Annotated in this window: 13 protein-coding genes; 8 read left to right on the top strand and 5 right to left on the bottom strand. The window is 71.8% G+C overall.

The window, feature by feature from the left end; all coding sequences use genetic code 11:
* Positions 1-35: 35 nt before the first annotated feature.
* Positions 36-1,469: a basic amino acid/polyamine antiporter gene (locus ACFWGJ_RS01235; protein WP_387320145.1), complete on the bottom strand. Its 1,434-nt coding sequence runs from the start codon at positions 1,467-1,469 to the stop codon at positions 36-38.
* 126 nt (positions 1,470-1,595) lie between these two features.
* On the opposite strand from ACFWGJ_RS01235, the gene ACFWGJ_RS01230 reads away from it, so the two are divergent.
* Complete coding sequence (locus ACFWGJ_RS01230) at positions 1,596-2,693, top strand: chemotaxis protein (protein ID WP_387320144.1); 1,098 nt, start codon at positions 1,596-1,598, stop codon at positions 2,691-2,693.
* A 12-nt stretch (positions 2,694-2,705) separates the two neighbouring features.
* Here ACFWGJ_RS01230 and ACFWGJ_RS01225 read toward each other — a convergent pair whose 3' ends face one another.
* Both ACFWGJ_RS01225 and ACFWGJ_RS01220 read right to left on the bottom strand, forming a co-directional pair.
* Positions 2,706-3,914 carry an acyl-CoA dehydrogenase family protein gene (locus tag ACFWGJ_RS01225; RefSeq protein ID WP_387320143.1) on the bottom strand — a complete coding sequence of 403 codons (1,209 nt, stop codon included), beginning with the start codon at positions 3,912-3,914 and terminating at the stop codon, positions 2,706-2,708.
* A 154-nt stretch (positions 3,915-4,068) separates the two neighbouring features.
* Positions 4,069-6,216 carry a PI-PLC domain-containing protein gene (locus ACFWGJ_RS01220; RefSeq protein WP_387320142.1) on the bottom strand — a complete coding sequence of 716 codons (2,148 nt, stop codon included), beginning with the start codon at positions 6,214-6,216 and terminating at the stop codon, positions 4,069-4,071.
* A 184-nt stretch (positions 6,217-6,400) separates the two neighbouring features.
* Here ACFWGJ_RS01220 and ACFWGJ_RS01215 point away from each other — a divergent pair, with 184 nt between their 5' ends.
* The 3 genes from ACFWGJ_RS01215 (at position 6,401) to ACFWGJ_RS01205 (ending at position 9,553) form a co-directional block, all read left to right on the top strand.
* Positions 6,401-7,039 (top strand): hypothetical protein, encoded by a 639-nt coding sequence (locus ACFWGJ_RS01215; protein ID WP_387320141.1) that lies wholly within the window; start codon positions 6,401-6,403, stop codon positions 7,037-7,039.
* Between the two features lie 73 nt (positions 7,040-7,112).
* Positions 7,113-7,850, top strand: a complete 738-nt coding sequence (locus ACFWGJ_RS01210; RefSeq protein ID WP_387320140.1) for an HAD-IA family hydrolase — start codon at positions 7,113-7,115, stop codon at positions 7,848-7,850.
* Between the two features lie 230 nt (positions 7,851-8,080).
* Positions 8,081-9,553, top strand: a complete 1,473-nt coding sequence (locus ACFWGJ_RS01205; protein ID WP_387320139.1) for a PP2C family protein-serine/threonine phosphatase — start codon at positions 8,081-8,083, stop codon at positions 9,551-9,553.
* A gap of 106 nt (positions 9,554-9,659) precedes the next feature.
* Here ACFWGJ_RS01205 and ACFWGJ_RS01200 read toward each other — a convergent pair whose 3' ends face one another.
* The gene (locus tag ACFWGJ_RS01200; protein WP_387320138.1) at positions 9,660-11,159 is read right to left on the bottom strand and encodes a hypothetical protein; all 1,500 of its coding nucleotides are present in this window, start codon (positions 11,157-11,159) and stop codon (positions 9,660-9,662) included.
* A gap of 232 nt (positions 11,160-11,391) precedes the next feature.
* Here ACFWGJ_RS01200 and ACFWGJ_RS01195 point away from each other — a divergent pair, with 232 nt between their 5' ends.
* Together ACFWGJ_RS01195 and ACFWGJ_RS01190 are read left to right on the top strand one after the other, a co-directional pair.
* Positions 11,392-12,534, top strand: a complete 1,143-nt coding sequence (locus ACFWGJ_RS01195; protein ID WP_387320137.1) for an aminoglycoside phosphotransferase family protein — start codon at positions 11,392-11,394, stop codon at positions 12,532-12,534.
* Positions 12,535-12,845: 311 nt separating this feature from the next.
* The gene (locus ACFWGJ_RS01190) at positions 12,846-14,876 is read left to right on the top strand and encodes an N-acetylmuramoyl-L-alanine amidase (RefSeq protein ID WP_387320136.1); all 2,031 of its coding nucleotides are present in this window, start codon (positions 12,846-12,848) and stop codon (positions 14,874-14,876) included.
* 24 nt (positions 14,877-14,900) lie between these two features.
* Here ACFWGJ_RS01190 and ACFWGJ_RS01185 read toward each other — a convergent pair whose 3' ends face one another.
* The gene (locus tag ACFWGJ_RS01185; protein WP_387320135.1) at positions 14,901-15,755 is read right to left on the bottom strand and encodes a (2Fe-2S)-binding protein; all 855 of its coding nucleotides are present in this window, start codon (positions 15,753-15,755) and stop codon (positions 14,901-14,903) included.
* A 149-nt stretch (positions 15,756-15,904) separates the two neighbouring features.
* Here ACFWGJ_RS01185 and ACFWGJ_RS01180 point away from each other — a divergent pair, with 149 nt between their 5' ends.
* The gene (locus ACFWGJ_RS01180; RefSeq protein ID WP_387320134.1) at positions 15,905-17,086 is read left to right on the top strand and encodes an acetyl-CoA carboxylase biotin carboxylase subunit family protein; all 1,182 of its coding nucleotides are present in this window, start codon (positions 15,905-15,907) and stop codon (positions 17,084-17,086) included.
* The gene (locus ACFWGJ_RS01175) at positions 17,083-18,837 is read left to right on the top strand and encodes an IucA/IucC family protein (protein WP_387320133.1); all 1,755 of its coding nucleotides are present in this window, start codon (positions 17,083-17,085) and stop codon (positions 18,835-18,837) included. The genes ACFWGJ_RS01180 and ACFWGJ_RS01175 overlap by 4 nt, the downstream gene beginning before the upstream one ends.
* Positions 18,838-18,920: the final 83 nt, after the last annotated feature.

Raw genomic sequence — 18,920 nt, 5'->3', positions numbered from 1 at the left:
TCTGCCTTTCGCGGAGTGTGGCGGTGTCTGCGGGGTCAGAGGCTGATCCAGCCGCGCGCGAGCGCGACGACGCCCACGACGGCTCCGGCCACCGAGACGGCGAGGATGACGAGTTCGCGGGGCGAGAAGAGCCGGCGGCCCTGTTCGCGGCGGGCCATGACGAACAGGACCGTGGCGGGCGCGTAGATGATGAGGGACACGAGGAGGTACTTGAGGCCGGCCGCGTAGATGAGGAACGCGGTGTAGACGGTGGCCAGGGCCGCGACGGGCAGGTCCCACCGGCCGGCGCCGCCGGAGCGCGCGACCATGACGGCGAACGCGGCGGCCAGCAGGAACGGGATGAGGGTCAGGGCGCTGGTCAGATCGAGCGCGAAGTTGAACGCGTCGTCCGAGAAGAGCGTGACGACGAGCACGATCTGGGTGAGCACGGTGGTGATCAGCAGGGCGGGCAGGGGCACGTCGGCCGCCGTGGAGCGCCCCAGGAAGCGGGGCATGTCCTCGTCCTTCGCGGCGACGAAGAGCACTTCGGCGGCCATCAGGGTCCAGGCGAGGTAGGCGCCGAGGACGGAGACGATCAGGCCGACGCTGACGAACACCTTGCCCCAGGTGCCGACCGCCTCCTCCAGGACGCCCGCCATGGACGGCTGCCGCAGTTCGGCGATCTCGCTCATCGGCAGGATGCCGTACGACACGATGGTGACCGAGGCGAAGATCGCGAAGACGCTGAGGAAGCCCAGGACGGTCGCGCGTCCGACGTCCTCGCGGCGTCTGGCGTGCCGGGAGTAGACGCTGGCGCCCTCGACCCCGAGGAACACGAAGACCGTGGCCAGCATGGTGCCCTTGACCTGCTGGAACAGGGAGCCGGCGTAGTCGGCGCCGGCGAAGTTCTCGGCGAAGACGCTGGGCTTGAGGCAGAACAGCGCGATGAGGACGAAGACCAGGATGGGCACGACCTTGGCGACCGTGACGATCCGGTTGATGGCCGCGGCCTCCTTGACCCCGCGGCTGATGAGCAGGAAGAACGCCCACAGGCCCGCGGAGGAGAGCAGCATGGCGAGGACCGTGTCGCCGTCGCCGAGCGCCGGGGCGATCGCGCCGACCGTCGACATGATGAGGACCCAGTACGTCACGTTGCCGACGCAGGCGCTCGCCCAGTAGCCGAAGGCGGCGAAGAAGCCGAGGTACTCGCCGAAGCCCGCCTTGGCGTAGGCGTAGACACCGGCGTCGAGGTCGGGCCTGCGCAGCGCGAGCCGCTGGAAGACGAAGGCCAGCATGAGCATGCCGGTGCCGGCCACCGCCCATGCGATGAGCGCGCCGGCCACGCCGGTCTCCTGGCCGAAACGGCGGGGCAGCGAGAAGACGCCCGCGCCGACCATGGAGCCGACGACCATCGTGGTCAGCGTGGGCAGGGTCAGTTTGGCTGCGGGCGACCGGGATTCGCTCCCGGTTCCGGTCTCGGCCTGGCTCATGGGGGTCCTCGGGCGTGGCGGGGAGACGCGAGACGACTGCCCGGCGACATTAACAGCGAAATGCCCCTTTTGCCTGGCCTGATTCCTCCGCATGACTCGCCGCCGATTCAGTCATATGGTGCATCTATGGAGCATCTTCTGAGCCCCGCCACCCTCACCGAGCTGCGTCGGCCGCGGCCCTACCCGGCGGTGTCGGTGCTGACGCCGACCCACCGCAGGGAGCCCGACAAGGCGCAGGATCACGTCCGGCTGCGCAATGTGCTGGCCGAGGCGAGGAAGCAGCTGGAAGCGGACCCCGCGGTCACCCGCGAGCGGCGCACGGACGTCGTCGCGCAGCTCGAACAGGCGCTGGCGGAGGTCGATCTGAGCCACTCCGAGGACGGCCTCGCGATCTTCGCGGCCCCCGGGGAGCACCAGGTGTGGTCACTGCCCCGGACCGTTCCGGAGCGCGTCGTCCTGTCGGACACGTTCCTGACCCGCAATCTCGTCGCGGCGCAGGCCGCCGAGAGCCCGTTCTGGGTCCTGACGGTCTCCGCCGACCGGATCTCACTGTGGAGCGGTCGCGGAGAACGCGTCACCGAGGAGCGGACCGCGGGGTTCCCCCTGACGCGGAGCCTGGAACCGCAGGACGTCGAGCGCGAGGAACGGGTCGGCGATGTGCCGAGCACCTTCCGCGACGAGGAGACACGGCACTTCATGCGGGACGCGGACACCGTCCTCGCCGCCGTCCTGCGCTCCGACCCGCGGCCCGTGTACGTCGCCGGTGAACAGGCCGCGCTCTCGCTCCTCGGCGAGGTCGGCAACGTCACCAAGGACGCCGTCCAGGTGCCGCACGGCGGTCTCGGGCACGCCGGGGCCGAGGCGGTGTGGCAGGCGGTCCGTCCGGTGGTCACGGCCGAGGACCTGCGGACCATCGACGCCGTGACGACCGAGCTGGAGAGCGCCAGGGGACGCCGGGCCTACGCGGCGGGCGTCGACGAGGTCTGGCAGAACGCGACCGCCGGCCGCGTGGGCCTGCTGGCCGTCGAGGAGAACTACCGCGTGACGGTACGCGACGACGGGGGCGACCATCTCGTCCCGGCCGACGGCGACGACCTCGACGCCCGGCACGACATCGTGGACGAGATCGTCGAACAGTGCCTGGACACCGGCGCGCAGGTCCGCTTCGTCCCGGACGGAACGCTGGCCGAGGCGCCAGGCATCGCGGGAGTGCTCCGGTACTGAGCGCCTGGGCGCTCAGCCCAGTTCCGCGCTTCCGAGGTGCTGCAGGAGCTGGTCGGTGGTCAGCGGGTGGAACGGTCCGCTGCGCGCGTCGCGGTACAGCCTCTCCAGCGGGTGGCCACGGCGGTAGGCGCCGCCGCCGACCAGGCGCATGCCGATGTCGACGACGCGGATCGCGTTCTCGGTCGCGACGACCTTCGGGATCTCCAGCGCGCCGAGCCGCAGCGCCGGGTCGTCCGGCAGGTCGCGTCCTTCGTTGAGGCGCGCGGCGGTGACCTCGATCGTATTGGCCGCGGCCTCGATGAGCACGCGCATCTCACCGACGCCCACCTGCACCAGCTGCTGGTCGCCGACCCTGACGTCGGCGGCCTCGGGTACCGCGCCGAGCCGCTTCGTCCGCAGGATCGCGCGCGTCTCGTCGTACGCACGGCGGGCGAGCCCCAGGTACACGGACGCGAAGGTCAGCGTCTGCCATTCCAGGTTCGCGAACAGACCCGGCCGGAACTCCGGCGACACCAGGTCACCGGCCGGCACGAACACGTCCGCGAACACGACGGTCTCGGTGCCGGTCGCGCGCATGCCGAGGGCGTCCCAGGTCTTCTCGACGCGCACGCCCTCGGCCGAGGCCGGGCACACCAGCAGCACCTCGCGTGTCGCGCGCACCGCGTGGTCGGCGGGCAGTTCACCGTCGGGCTCGGTGACCGTCGCGTTCAGCGTGTGGAAGTCGGCGACCGGCGCCAGGGTGCCCCAGCTCTTGCGCCCGCTGACGCGGAAGCCGCCGTCGACCGGCACGGCACGGGTGTCGGCCAGGCCGATCACACCGGCGCGGGTCTCGCTGTACGCGCCGTCGAACAGGTGCCCGTCGCGGGCCACGCCCGGGAAGTAGCGCTCCTGGTGTTCCTCGCTCCACATGCCGCGGAAGAAGCCGATCACGCCCCAGTGCATGTTGAACGCCAGCGCGATCGCCGGATCGCCGTACGCCAGCAGCTCCACACACCGCGCGGTGGTAGCGATGTCGGCGCCCCAACCACCGTATCGCTTGGGGACGTTGAGGCCGGGCAGCCCCAGCGCCCGCACCCGCTGAGCCAGTTCGTACGGGAACGAGTTCTCGGCGTCGTGTCGTGGCCCGGCCTTGCCGAACTCCTCGGCCAGTCGGCGGCAGACGGCGAACGTCTGCTCGCGCTCGGCGGGGTTCATCTCGACGACGTGCACCGGTGGGGCCATGGAGTCCTCCTCGCTCGCGGCGGCGGAGGGCGTCGCCGGACAGTGCGGGGCTGCGCAGGACTGTGCGGGATTCACCTACAACAGCATCAAATACAGCAGAGCCCGCCGGCGCCGCAAGAACGCCTGCCCGACACGGCGTTCGGGCCGGGCGGGGTCAGTCGCGTTCCGCGTTGAGCCGGTCCACCGCGGCCTTCGCGTCTCCGACGGTCAGGTAGTCGACGGCGATGAAGTTGACCGGCGCACCCCGCGCCCGTTCGCACTGGTGCGCCCGGTCCAGCACGGCCCGGCGGGTGTTGATCGCGCCCGCGTCGAGACGGCTGCCGCCGTCGGCGGTGATGAAGTGGTTGAGCAGGAACAGCCGCTTGCCCGTGCCGCCGCGGTGCGGGACACAGCTCAGTTCGGCGGGGGAACGGAAGGCGAACGGCGTCTCCATGGCGTACCGGTAGAAGTTGCGGTACCAGGGCGCCGGTCCGTCGGCCCGCTCGGCGAAGACCACGAGGCGACGGCCGCTGTCGATCATCTCGCCGAGCGTCGGCCAGGGCCGGTCCGGGTCCTCGTCCGGGGTGAACAGCAGGTCCTGCAGGCCCGCTTCGCGGAACGCCGCCTCCGTGTCCTCGCCGCTGAGGGCGTCCTGGACGATCAGCGTGACGACGTCGGTCGGGTGGGCGCGCAGCCAGTCGCCGATCTGCCGCAGGGTCGGCACCAGTTCGATCGCGCCCGCACGGCAGACGGAGTGACAGAGCCACCATCCCGGCCTCGGCGGGTTGAGCCCCTGGACGGCAGCGGTGATCTGGCGGCGCAGCTCGGGCGGGAAGTCCGACTCGTCGAGCCGGTCGGTGACTTCCTCGGGTCGCTCCCAGCGGTAGGTGTCGAGCTGCAGGCCCCGTACTCCGGCGTCGAGCTGGTCGGCGATGAGGGGGTCCTGGAGGGGGCCGATGAACTTGTCGGCGGAGGTGGACATGGCGTTGTGCGAGGTGAGGTGGGCGACCTCGTCGTACCGCCGGTCGCACAGGTCCGGGCTGCCCTGGCAGCTGCGCGGGGTGTCGTCGGAGAAGGCGATCGGCACGAGCGCGACGCCCACGAGGGCGAGGGCCGTCGCGCCGGCCGCGGGCCAGAGCCCCGGCCGCCACCCGCGTACCGGTGTCCCGCGGCGCTCCGCCGCCCACACCAGGCCGACGAGGAGCGCGCCGGCCACCACCGGCACGAGGGCCGCGGTCAGCATTCCCGCGAGGAAGCGGTCGACGGCGGTGGTCTGCAGGTCGTCGAGCAGCCGGGCGGCCGACTCCGGCCAGCCCGCGGAGATGTCGACCGGTCGGCGGCCCACGGTCCACAGGATCACGAGCGCGACGAGCGCCGTGCACAGTCCGCCGGCGGCGAGCGCCCAGCCGAGGTGCCTGAGCCGCCGGGGCCGGGAGTCGGGGCCGGTGAACCAGAGCACGGCCAGGGCCGCGACGCCGAGGGCGGCGGCCAGGGGTTCGACGACGTCGAGCGTGAGGTGGGTGGCCGCGCGGACCTGCCGCACCTCGTCGAGTTCGAGGTCGGCGGCGATGTCCCAGGTCCCGCCGTCCGCGACCGTGCGCAGCCGGGCGGCGGCGGCGCGGGTGCGGTCGGAGAAGGCCGCCGGTCCGACGGCCGCGAGGGCGGTGGCCACGTCGCCGTTCTGCAGGGCGACCGTGACCTCCGGGCGCAGCGTGCCGCGGACGTCCTCGGGAGCGGCCCGCAGCAGGGCGTCGGCGGCGGTGGCCGCCTGGGCCTTCGTCAGGGCCAGCGTCGGCAGGCCTTCCGGGGGCTCTCCGGCGCCGACCTGGCCCACCGCGTCCTTCAGGTCGGCGAGGAAGGCCGGAAAGTCCGGTTCCCGCTGTGCCTGGAGCGAAGAGACCATGTCGCCGAAGTACGCCCTGGTCAGGCCGGTGATGTTGGCGATGACCGGCCGCAGGTCGACGGAGAGCCGCAGGTCGTCCCGGTCTCCGCGCAGGTAGTCGACGAGGTGCCCGATCTGCTGGTCCGTCAGCGTGCGCAGGGTCTCGGGCGGGAGGACCGTCTTGAGGTTGGAGGTCAGCACGGCCTCGGGCACCGGCAGCCGCCCCAGCAGGTCGCGGGTGACCGGCGTGATCCGCGGATCGACCAGCACCTGGTTGTAGAGCCGGTCGTAGGCGTGTTCGTCGGCCAGCACCGAACGGTGGAAGCCGGCGCTCAGTACGGTGCTGCGCGCGGTGGCCGTCAGCGCGACGACCGCGACGCACAGGACCGCACAGATCCAGGCCACGCAGCGCAGCGCTCGTATCCGGGTCGACCCGACCATGCCCTCATGCTGCGCCAAGGATCACGCGGTGGCGAGCCGTGCGGCGGAACGGGTGAGGCATTTCCGGACGGACCCGAGGCCTGCGGTCCCGCACGGCATGCCCCAGTGGTATTTACGTCATAAAGTGCATTTCGACCGCCCGGCCTCTCCGGCCCCCAGGCAGCGACAGCGAGGACAGCACTCGATGATCACACCACCGCCCCATGGGCCCCGCGGGGCCCGCCGACCGGGCCGCACGCGTTCGACCGTCGTCGCGGCGGCGGCCCTGGCCGCGGTCGCGGGCGCCGTCACGTCGTGCAGCACCGACAGCGGCTCGGACTCCTCCACTCCCTCCTTCAGCGAACGCCCCTCGCCGCCCGACACCGCGTCCTTCTCGGGGACGGCCCCTTCCATGAAGGAGTCGCTCGTCGAGTCGGCGCGCGCCGCGGCCTCCGCGGCGGCGTCGTCCGCCTCGGCCGCGGCCTCCTCCTTCGAGGCGTCCGTGTCGGCCGAGGTGGAGCGGGCCAACAGCGCCGCGGAGAAGGCGCTCAAGGACGTCGACGGCCAGGGGAACGCCATGTCCGACGTCTCCATGACCGGCAAGCCCCGGTCCGGGACCGGCGGCCTGCTCGTCGTCCTGGTGAACATCACCAACAAGACCGACAGCAAGGCCTCGTACGCCGTGCGGGTCGATTTCCTCGACTCCGCCGGCAAGACGGTGGAGACCAGGTACGTCGGCGCCGAAGACCTCGCGCCCGGCGAACGCGCCCAGCCGCTCGCGGTGAGCCGCAAACCCGCCGAACCGGCCCTGACCCCGAAGCTGTCCCAGGCCCAGCGGTACTGACCTGCCCCGGCCCGAGGACGCCCGGCCCGGCCCGGCCGTTGCCCGCGCCGCGCGGAGCGGCTAGGAAGACCGGATGACTCGCTCCCCGCTCCCGGTCTGCGGCCCCGAGGGCCCCTTGCGTGCCACGTCCTCCCCGCAGGGACCGTCCCCCGTCCGGGCCGTGCTGTTCGACTTCGGCGGCACGCTCTTCCAGATGGGCTCGTACGCGGACCGCATCCGCTCCGCGCTGGGACGCCCGGTCGGCGAACGGGAGATGGACGAGGTGCTGAACGGGCTGGAGAAGGGGCTCACCGACCCGGACGTCGTCGAGGCGCAGCGCGGACGTGATGTGTCCTCGCGCGCGCACCGGCACGCGTTCACCACGTGGTACGCGTCGGTACCGGAACTCGCGCCGTACGCCGACGCGCTCTACGCGCAGTTGCAGGCACCCGGGCACTGGGTGCCGTACGCGGACACACGGTCCACGCTCGCACGGCTGACCGACGCGGGGATCGCGCTCGGCGTGGTCAGCGACGTGGGCTGGGATCTGCGGGCGACGTTCGCGCACCACGGACTCGATCAGCACTTCTCGTCGTGGGTGCACTCCTACGCCCACGACACGGAGAAGCCCGACCCGGCGCTCTTCGCTCACGCCTGCCGTGAACTGGGGGCCGCGCCGGCCGAGACGCTGATGGTGGGCGACCATCCGGCGAAGGACGGCGGGGCGGCGGGCGCCGGGCTCCGCGCCTACGTCCTGCCCGCCGGAGCCGCGCCGGGTGCGGTCCGGGGTCTGGACGCCGTGCTGCGACTGGCAGGGGTGAGCCGCGCGTGAACCGCACCTGCGTCGCACCCTTTTGACTCACCCCTGTTGAGTAGGGCCCGACCGTCGATCCGCGTACGGGATGCGTCCCGGTCAGGTCCCTCAGCAGGACGGTGGCACGTGCCAGCGGCACCACCCTCTCGTGTGTTGCCGAATCCCTTACAGCGCGTCGCAGGCTGTGCAACAGTCGTAACGGTCCTTCCCTCTGCCTTGGTCGTACCGTGCCTGTATCGGAGTACGTCATGCCGTCCCATCTCTCGGCGGACCACCCTGCCGCCCAGCCGCCCCCGCGCGGCTCGGTCGACGCGCTCATCTCGCAGACGCGTCGGCTCCGGGGCGACATGGACGCCGTACGACGTGACGCGCCCGCCGACCGCACGGACCCGGAGGGGCGCTGGCAGCGCGCCCTGTGCGACCTGGCCGTACATCAGCTCGACGATCTCGACGCGCATCTGTCGCAGTTGCGGGACGGCCCCTCGACCGCGCCCGCCGCGCAGGAAGCGCCACCCCCGGCCGTCCGGGCCGCGCAGCCCGCCTCCCCCGGGCGCGGCTCGCTGATCAGCCGGGTCGGCAGTGCCGAGTGGAACCTGCTGACGGACGAGGCGACCTGGTCGGGTGAGCTGTACCAGATCCTCGGCAGGGACCCCGCCGCTCCCCCGCTCACCCTCGACGAACTGCCCTCCGTCGTCCTCGACGACGACCGGCCGAGGCTGACCTCGATGGTCACGGACTGTCTGATCGACGGCAAGCCGATCGACGGGGAGTTCCGCATGGTCCGGCCCGACGGGGGCGTACGGACCGTACACATGATGGGTGAGCCGGTGCTCGCCGCGGACGGCAGCACCGCCTCGATGTGGGCCGTCCTGCGGGACGTCAGCGAACTGCGCCGCAGCCAGCGGACCGTCAGTGAGACCCGTGACTCGCTGCAGCGTGAGCGGCAGGCCGCACAGACCGAACGCCGTCTCGCGGTCGAGCTCCAGGAAGCCGTTCTGCCGCCGTGGCGCGGCTCCCCGCCGCTCCCGCAACAGGGCCCGGGCACACTGGACCTGGCCGCCCGCTATCTGCCCTCCACGGCCGGCTCACTGATCGGCGGCAACTGGTACGACGCCCTCCACATGCCCGACGGGCAGACGCTGTTGAGCGTCGGCGACCTCACCGGGCACGGGGTCGCCGTCACCTCGGGCATGGCGATGCTGCTCGGTGCGCTGCGCGGCATGGCCGTGGCGGGCACGGAACCCGGCCAGCTCATGTCCTGGCTCAACCAGTTACTCGACGCCTCCGCCCAGCCCGCGCTCGGCAGCGCGGTGTGCTGCCGCTACCGGCCGCAGAGCCGGACCCTCCTCTGGGCGCAGGCCGGACACCCCGCCCCGCTGCTGTTCCGCAACGGGACGGGGCGCATGCTGGCTCCGCCCGACGGCGTCCTCCTCGGCGCCACCTCGGGTGCCGTCTACGGGCAGGCCGAAGTGGCCCTCGAACCGGGCGACCTGCTGCTCCTGCACACCGACGGACTGGTCCCCGCACGGTGGGGATGCGCCCGCCCGGACGCGACCGGGACGGTGGAGAACACGGCGGACGTCAGCCGTCTCCTCGACCTGGCCCCCCGCTTCCAGGAGGCCCGCAGCGCACAGGACTGCGTACGGACCGTCGTGGAGGAGTTCGGGGAGGCGGAACGCGAGGACGACGCCTGCGTACTCGTCGCCCGGGTCACCACCTGAGGGAACCTGAGGCGGGCGGCCCGGGTCGTCGGTGTTGGTATCGGTGCCGGTGTCCGTGTCTATGTCTGCGCACAAACCCCCTACGCGCGTTCTGCGCTCACATCCCCTATGCGCGAGCGCCGTTGTTGCCCCTCGGCTTCAACGAGCCCTTGGGCAGCGACAGTTTGATCTCCTCACGCAGCTCGTGGATCTTCGGATAGCTGGAGTACTGCCCGGTCAGCCGGTACATCTCCCGGAGCCGGTCCCAGGTGCGATGGGACGAGTTCGAACCCATCGACGACAGGGCCAGGCGTGCGTAACGGTCGGCCTGTTCGGGGTCGTCGGCGATGAAGCAGGCGGAGGCGAGCGAGAGATGGTCGAAGATCTTCGACCGGTCCCGGCCCTTCTCCCGCAGCGCCAGGGCCTCCTTGGCGTGGCGCTGCGCGACGGCGGCCGCGGCCGGGTCGTGCTCCGCCAGCGTCCGGTAGGCGAGGGCCTGCATGCCGTGCATGTCCGCCTCGTCGAAGAGCTGCATCCAGCTCGGCGGCGGCACGTCGCCCTTGTCCGAGACGAAGAGGTCCTCCGCCTCGCCCAGGGTGCGCCGCATGGCCTGGCCCTTGCCCAGTGACGCCTGCGCCCAGGCCTCGATGGTGTAGAGCATGGCCTGCGTACGCGGCAGGACCTCGTCGCCGGATCCCGACTTGGCGAGATTCATGAGGTCGAGCGCGTCGTCGGGCCGGCCCAGGTGCACCATCTGGCGGGCCGCCCGGGAGAGCGCCTCGCCCGCGCGGGGCCGGTCACCGCCTTCCCGGGCCGCGTGCGCGGCGATGATGAAGTACTTCTGCGCCGTGGGCTCCAGGCCGACGTCGTGCGACATCCAGCCCGCGAGCACGGCGAGGTTGGCGGCGACGCCCCACAGGCGCCGCTGCAGATGGTCGGGGTGCCGGTAGGAGAGCATGCCTCCCACTTCGTTGAGCTGTCCTACGACAGCCTTTCTCTGCAGGCCGCCACCGCGGGCCGCGTCCCAGGCCCGGAACACCTCGACCGAGCGCTCCAGTTCCTCGATCTCCTGCGACCCGATGGGGGCGGCCTCGTAACGGTCGAACCCGGCGGGGTCGGCGTGCAGGGGATTGTCGGTGTCGGGGGCGTCGGCCACCAGGGCCGGATCGGTGTGCAGCCAGTCGTGCATGGAACTGCTGATTGCGGATCCTGCGGCGAGCGCGGCGCCCGCGCCCACCAAGCCGCGTCGGTTGAGCATGAGGTCCATTCCCGTGAATTCGGTGAGGACCGCGGCAGTCCGCTCGGGCGCCCACGGCACACCGTCGGGATGTTCAGCACTCCCGCCGCCCTGCCGTTTTCCCGTACGCCCGTGCCGGACCAGACCGAGGTCCTCGATGGTCACGACACGGCCGAGACGCTCGGTGAACAGTGCTGCCAGTACCCGAGGCACCGGATCGCGCGGGATCTCTCCCGTGTCGATCCACCGCCGCACCCGTGAGGTGTCCGTCGCCAGCTGGGGGTGGCCCATGGCCGCCGCCTGCCGGTTGACCATCCTCGCGAGTTCGCCCTTGGACCAGCCGGCCAGGCCGAACAGGTCCGACAGTCGGGTGTTGGGTTGTCCGCTCACGTCAAGCCCCCAGGTTCTCGGCTGAGTTGACAGTAACCGTCTGTCAGTTGCTGAGCGACTATTCGCCAGGGTTCGCCAGGGCACGCCAGATGGTGTGCCAGTGGGCGCCGGGTGTCAGGTAGGAACGCGCCACCCCGACCCGGTCACCGAGGGACATTCCCCAGGGTGTACCGGCGCGACCGGGGCGGGTAGCGCGGCAACTCGCCGGCACACGAAGGGATCTGTTTCGCCCATGTACACAGCATCGTCCTCCGTGTCCGCCCCACCCCGGTCGCTGCACGCCCGCCCGGTCGGCGGCGGCCCCTACCTCGACCCCGCGCGTCCCGCGGCGGCTCCCGTACTCGGTGGCGGCCGGTCGCGGCGCATCCCGGGGCTCGGGACGCCACCGCTCAGCGGGAGACTCGACTTGTCCGGCCCCCAGGGCGCCCAGCTGCGTACGGCGATCGCGTCGGTGCACCGGATCTGCCCGGAGTTCGCTCCGGTGCAGGTGCTGCGCCGCAGCGGACGCTCCGTGCTCCTTGTCGGTACGACAGGGCGCAGCACCGCCGTAGCCAAGTGTTTACTGGACCACTCCCCCGTGTGGACCGAGCGGATCCGGCACGAGATAGCGGCATACCGCTCGTTCGTGCGGCACCGGCCGCCGGTGCGGGTGCCCCGGCTGATCGCGGCGGACCCGGACAACTGCACCCTGGTGATCGAGCGGATGCCGGGACGGGTGGCGGCGCTGAACCGGCATCCGGTGGAGGCCCCGCCCCGTGCGGACATCAGGGCGGCACTCGGCGCGATCTGCCGGCTGAACGCGTGGCGGCCGCCGGCGGGGACGTTCGGCGCCCCGCTGGACTACGCGGCGCGGATCTCCCGGTATCACGAGCTGGGACTGCTCACCGACCGGGACATGGGTGACCTGCAGAAACTGGTGCACGGCATCGCGCACTCGGCCGGCCGCCAGGGCATGGGCCAGTTCTGTCACGGCGATTCCCTCCTGTCGAACATGCTCCTGTCACCGGCCGGTCCAGTGCTGGTGGACTGGGAGCACGCGGGTTGGTATCTGCCGGGGTACGACCTGGCGACGCTGTGGGCGGTCCTCGGGGAGGCGCCCGCCGCCCGCCGGCAGATCAGCCAGCTGGCCCAGTCGGCGGGACCCGCGGCGCGTGACGCGTTCCTGGTGAATCTGATGCTGGTCCTGACGAGGGAGATCCGTACGTACGAGACGGCCGTGCAGCGGTCGATGCAGGAGACGGCTCCGGCGGCACCGGGACCGGCCCACCCGGGCGCCGCGCCGTCCGGTGAGGAACAGCGGCTGCTGCTGAGGCGGCTGCACGACGACTGCCAGATGGCCCGCAAGGCCGTTCGCGCGGCGGTCGGTACTCGCTGACGGGGACGAAGGCCCGCGGTACGCCCAGGGACAGGGCGCGCCGCGGGCCTTCTTCATGTCGGCGGCCTTTACCTCGGCTTTTCCGCTGCCCGCTTTTTCGCAGCCCTGCCACCGCCTCGGCATCAGAGGTCCACTCCACTGACGCCTCGCAGGCCGGGTCACCACCGCACCGGAAGTGGTGAACCCCCACCGCTGACGTGGGAAATCATCCGCCTCTGGGAATGATTGACGGATCGTCGGACAGCCGGTACCACTGACGCACACCCGCCCCCGTACGCACCGTCACGCCCGAACGTCCCAGGAGGCCTGCTTTGCGAGGATCCCCCACCGACCCCAGCACTTCCGCCCGGCGCAGACGTGCCCGCCGGACCGCGGGTGCCGTCGCCTCGGCCGCGCTGCTGCTGCCTCTGCTGGGCGCCGCCCCGTACGACGGCGACGGCAGCCGGACGTCCGCGCCCTCCGCGCAGTCGTCCTCTCTTCCCTCCGCGCGTCTGCAGAATGCTTTCGTCAGGGCCGCCGACACGTACGACGTGCCGCAGAGCGTGCTCCTGGCCGTCTCCTATCTGCAGTCCCGGTGGGAAGCGCACGAGGGGGCTCCGAGTGTCACGGGCGGCTACGGCCCGATGCATCTGACCGACGCCCGCACGGCGATCGCCCGGACCGTGGCATCGCATCACGGTGACGGTACGGAGGACGCGCGGGGCGACGACTCACGCGGCGCCCGCCTGCCCGACGCGGAGGGTGCGCGGACGCGGGTGCCGACGGACGCCGAGCTTCCGGCGCGTCTCAAGACGCTGACGAAGGCCGCCGAGCTGAGCGGCATTCCCGCGGAGCGGCTGCGGACGGACGCCGCCGCGAACGTGGCGGGCGGCGCCGCGCTGCTGGCGGCGGCCCAGAAACAGCTGGGCGAGCCGCTCAGTGCCGACGCGGCCGACTGGTACGCGGCGGTGGCGCGCTACTCGGGTGCCGACGACACGGCGACGGCGGCGACGTACGCCGACGACGTCTTCGACGTGATCCGCCGCGGCGAGCAGCGCACGACGGACACGGGGCAGCGGATCACGCTGGCCGCGCAGCCGCGGTTGCGCCCGGCGACCGCCCAGTTGAAGGGGGCGGGGCTGCGGGCGCCGGCCGCGGGCACCACCGAGTGTCCGTCGACCGTGTCCTGCGAGTGGATTCCGGCGCCGTACGAGGAGTTCGGGGACGGGGACTACGGCAACCACGACCTGGGCGACCGGCCGAAGTCCCAGAGCATCAAGTACATCGTCGTCCACGACACCGAGGGCGCCTGGGACGGCGTCCTCAACCTGGTGCAGGACCCGACCTATGTGTCGTGGCAGTACACCCTGCGCTCCACCGACGGGCACATCGCCCAGCACGTGAAGGCCAAGGACGTGGCCTGGCACGCGGGCAACTGGTACATCAACGCCAAGTCGATCGGCCTGGAGCACGAGGGTTTCCTGACCGCCCCCGACACCTGGTACACGGAGGCGATGTACCGGTCGTCGGCACGTCTGGTGACGTACCTGGCGAAGAAGTACGGCATCCCGCTGGACCGGCAGCACATCCTCGGCCACGACACCGTGCCCGGTACGACGACCGCGACCATCCCGGGGATGCACACCGACCCGGGCCCGTACTGGGACTGGCAGCACTACTTCGCGCTGCTCGGCAAGCCGCTGCACGCCACGGCCGGGCCGAAGGGCGGTCTGGTGACCATCGCGCCGAAGTTCGCGACGAACAAGCCGGTCTTCACCGGCTGTGTCACGGCGAGCGAACCCTGCGCGGCCCATGGGTCCAGTGCCGTACGCCTCTACACCGAGCCGCGTGAGGACGCCCCGCTCGTCAAGGACATCGGGCTGCGGCCCGGCGGCGGCGACTCCACGACCGGCGTGAACGACCTCGGCTCACGGGTGTCCACCGGGCAGCGGTACGCGGTCGCCGGGCGCGACGGCGACTGGACCGCGATCTGGTACCTCGGCCAGAAGGCCTGGTTCAGGAACCCGGCGAAGCAGCCCACGGCGGTGGACGCGGCCGGTGCCGTCATCACCCCGAAGGCCGGACTGGCCGACATCCCCGTGTACGGGCGCGCGTACCCGGAGAAGGAGGCGTACCCGGAGGGTGTGCCCGTCCAGTCGGTGTCGCCGCTGCCGTACAAGCTGCTCGCGGGGCAGAAGTACGCGGTCGGTGACAAGGTGCCGGGCGAGTACTTCTACGCGCCGACCTTCGACACGGCACCGCACCGGGTGGTGCGGGGTTCGGACCTGTACTACGAGATCCAGTTCGGGCACCGGGTGGCGTTCGTACGGGCCGCCGATGTGCAGGTGACGCCCTCCGCGTGAGCCGGGGGCGGGCTGCGCCGGGTCTCAGGACTCGATCCGGCGCAGCCGCTCGGCGTCGCAGGTGCGCGGGCAGGTGGCGCAGGCCTCGGCGGGGCGGATCGTGTAGTAGAGGCAGCAGCCCATCCGGGTGCGGGTCGGGTGCTGCCGGCCGTCGCGGCCGGTGAGGTGGCGGAAGTCCGCGCCACCGGGGAAGGGTGCGACGGCGGAGGGCAGCAGCGCGGTGGCGGCCCGTACGGAGTCCGGTTCCCGGCCGAGCATGCGGCCGAGGTACCAGATGCCGGAGACGAGGTCGTCGGTGACCAGACCCCACAGCGCGCGCGGGCCCCGCCGGACAAAGGGACCGATCGCGGAGAGCAGGGGCTCCATGTGGTCGGCGACGGCGACCCGCAACTCCGCGCGCAGAGCCTCCTCGTGCGGGACCGTCAGGACCCCGGGGAGAGCGCCGGCCGAGTCCCCCGGCAGACACGCCAGGTCCGGTCCGGGCGTGATCTCGAACGTGCCGGACGACAGGTCGATCCGCACGTCCTCGGGGCGGATCCGCGGCACCCGGCCGGTGAGGTACCAGACGCCGCTCATGAGCAGGCCGACCGACCACGCGTAGTCGTGCAGGGCACGGGAGGCGGCGACATCGCGGCGCGGGACGTGGTCGTAGCGCTCCCGGATGCGGGAGTCCTCAGCCGCCAGGAACGCCTCAAGGGCCTCCTGATCCTTCGTCAACTCCGCGCCACTCACGCCCGTTCGGGTGAAGTCCGACGACGGGTCCGGCACCCGAACCGTCAACGCCGGGCACACCTGGACCAGTTGCCGATACGTGTCGCGGAGCAGGCCGGACACGGTCGTGGGCGCAACCGTCGACACAGTCTCCAGGGCCACGGTCATCGGTACTCCTGTACAGGGGGAAAAGCAGCAAAAACAGGTAAGCCTTACCTTAGTATAGAGATCGCTAACAGCGGTGCGTGACGACACCCCCCGAGCAACGATCAAGGGAGGCGCACGTCACAGCACCTCCATCGGAAGTTGTTCCCCGCGTGCGTATGTACCTGCTTGCCCGCAACCCCACGGACTCCGTCACCGAAGGGTTTCTTCCCGCCGCCGCACGGCTCGGCCTGGACGTGAGCGTGCTCACCGACCAGCCGGACGCCCATCGGCGCGTGTATCCGCAGACCGAGATCGTGGAGTGCGACGTCCGCGACTTCCGTTCCGTCGTCAGCCGGATCTCGACGCTGGGCCGTCCCGACGCGGTCTTCTCCAACAGCGATCATCTGCAGACCCAGACCGCGCTGGCCGCCGACTACTTCGGTCTGCCGGGCAAGGACTGGCGGGTCGCCCTGCGCACCAAGGACAAGGCGGAGATGCGGCGCCGTCTCGCGTCCGCGGGCGTGGACACGGTGTGGTCGGCCGAGGTCACCGAGGACACGGACGTGGCCGCTCTCGACGTGCCGTACCCGTGTGTGGTCAAGCCGCGTGAGGGCGTGGCCAGCGAGGACGTCGTACGCGTCGGGGGCCCCGGGGAACTGGTGGCCCGCTGCGCGGAGATCCGGGGCCGACGCCCCGGGGCCGCCCTGGTCGTCGAGGAGTATCTGCCCGGCGAGCTGTACACCCTGGAGACCCTCGGTGACGGTCACGTCCGTCATGTCCTGGGCGGCTTCCACACCGTCCTGTCCCCGCCGCCGTATTTCATAGAGGAGCGGCTGGCCTTCGTGGCGGCCCATCCCGAGACGGTCGTCGCTCAGGTGCTCGCCCAACTCGACGCCCTCGGGGTCGGTTTCGGGGCCTGCCACACCGAGTTCGTGGTGCACGAGGGACGGGCGAGGATCATCGAGGTCAACTACCGGGCCATAGGCGACCAGTGCGATCTGCTGCTGGCTCAGCTGCTGGAGATCCCGCTCTTCGAGCACATCCTGCGTACGCATCTGGGTGAGCCCCTGCCCGCCTCTCTCGGCGGGCGGCGTGACGGCGTGGCCCGGCTGGACTACCCGTGCGCACAGAGCGCGGGCACGCTGACGGCGGCTCCGGCCGCGACCGAACTCGACGTCGACGGCGTGCGGTTGACCTACCGGCCGCTCCGCGAGATCGGTGAGCGGCACGAGGTGTACCGCACCAACCGCGACTTCCTCGGTGTGGTGCGAGCCACCGGAACCGTCCAGGAGGACGTGGACAGGGTGGTGGCCGGGTTCCTGGCCGGTCAGCGGTGGGAGATCCGGCCGTGATCGATGTCGAGGGCGCGCTGGTGATCCGGGTGCTCGGCGCCCTGCTGCGGGAGGACGTCGTCGGTCTGCGCTCGTCGGGCAGGCTCGTGCACCGCCCGGACGGCGCCTGGCTGCGACGGGACGCCGGCGACGGGCAGGCGTTTGTGCTGCCGGTCGCCGAGGACGGGTTCCAGTGCGAGTACGCGGCCCGACTGCCGTTGCTCGTACGGGAGTTCAGCGGCTCCGAGCAGTCCGTGTCCTACACGTCGTGCGACACGATCCTCGCCGCCCTGCGCGGACTCGCCCACCCCCTCGACCGGGACGGATTCGACGCGTTCGCCGAGGAGTGCCGTCAGACGCTGGCCACCATGCGGCTGCACACGGCGGTCCGCGATGAAGTGACCAGGAAACTGACGGACCGCCATGGGCCGGAGCCGGCCCATTGGTCGGGCATGTCCGGAGGGCTGGCGTACGACGCCCTCGCCGCCCATCTGGACCATCCCGTCTACCCCACCGCACGAGGCCGCTCCGGCTTGGACGAGCAGCACCTGAGCTTGTACGCGCCGGAGTTGGCGCCACGCTTCGCCCTGCGGTGGGTCGCGCTGCCGCGGGACGCGGTCACCGGGGCGCTTCCGGAGGACTGGCCCACCCCCGCGCGGCTCGGGCTGACGGGACTCGACGGCACGCATGTGGCCCTGCCCGTACACCCGTTGACCGTCGGACCCGCGCTGGACGGGGCCCTGCGCGCCACCGGGCTGGCGGACCGGGCCGTGCTCGCCGAGCGCGCCCACCTCGACGTCGTACCGACCCTGTCGATGCGTACCGTGGCCCTGTCCGCCCAGCCGCTCCTGCACATCAAACTCCCCCTGGCCACCGCCACCTTGGGGCTGCGCAACCGGCGGACCGTCAAGCCCGGCACGCTCGTCGACGGGGCCGCGGGTCAGCGTCTGATCGAGCAGATCATCGACCGCGAACCGCGCTTCGGAAGCACGATCCTGCACGCCGACGAGACCGTGTACGCGCATGCCGGGCACGAACTGCTCGCCGCGCTGTTCCGGCGGTACCCCGACGGGCTCCAGGACTCCGTCGTCGTACCCATGGCCGCGCTCCTCGCCGAGGCGCCCGACGGGCGACTGGTCGTCGACCATCTGGCCGACCGTTTCCACGCCGGAGACGTCCTCGGACTGCTGGACGCCTGTCTGACCCTGCTCTTCGACTGGCAGACCACCCTGTTCGGGTACGGGATCGCGCTTGAGTCGCACCAGCAGAACGTCTCCCTGGTGCTGGACCGGCGGCACGACGGCCGCGCACGACTGCGGCTGCTGCTGAAGGACAACGACGGGCCGCGCATCAACGGCGCGCGGCTGAGCGAGCGGCTGGGGGCGGCGGCGCCGGGACCCGCGGACTTCGACGACGTCAGGACCTTCACCGAGGGCGACGGGCCCGTCGTCGACCTGTTCACCACCATCACGGTCCACCTGTGCGCGGGCGCCTACGCCTTCGGGCTGGCGGCGCACGGCCGGGCGCCCCTTGCGGTGCTGCTGCGGCTCGTGCGCGACCGGCTCGCCGAGGCGATCGAGCGGCTCGGTACGGGAGCGGGCGAAGCAGGCGCCGTGCTGCGGGCCCGGGTGCTGGACGCGCCGCGTCTGCCGGTCAAGGCGATGGTCACCGCAGGAACGCTCCTCAGCAAGGAACGCTCGGGCGCGGCGGACATCAACAAGCACTACACCAGCGGGCCCAACTACCTGCGCAGCGTCGGGACTTCGCCATGAGCGCCGAGGCGCGGCGCTGCCGGCCCCCGCCCCGGCCGACACCCGGATCTTCCCACGCGCGACCGTTCTTCGCTCTCTTCGCA

The organism is Streptomyces sp. NPDC060205 (assembly GCF_042728395.1).
GTDB lineage: Bacteria > Actinomycetota > Actinomycetes > Streptomycetales > Streptomycetaceae > Streptomyces.
Note: the sequence above shows the minus strand (reverse complement) of the source record. Positions and strands in the feature narration are given on the sequence as shown.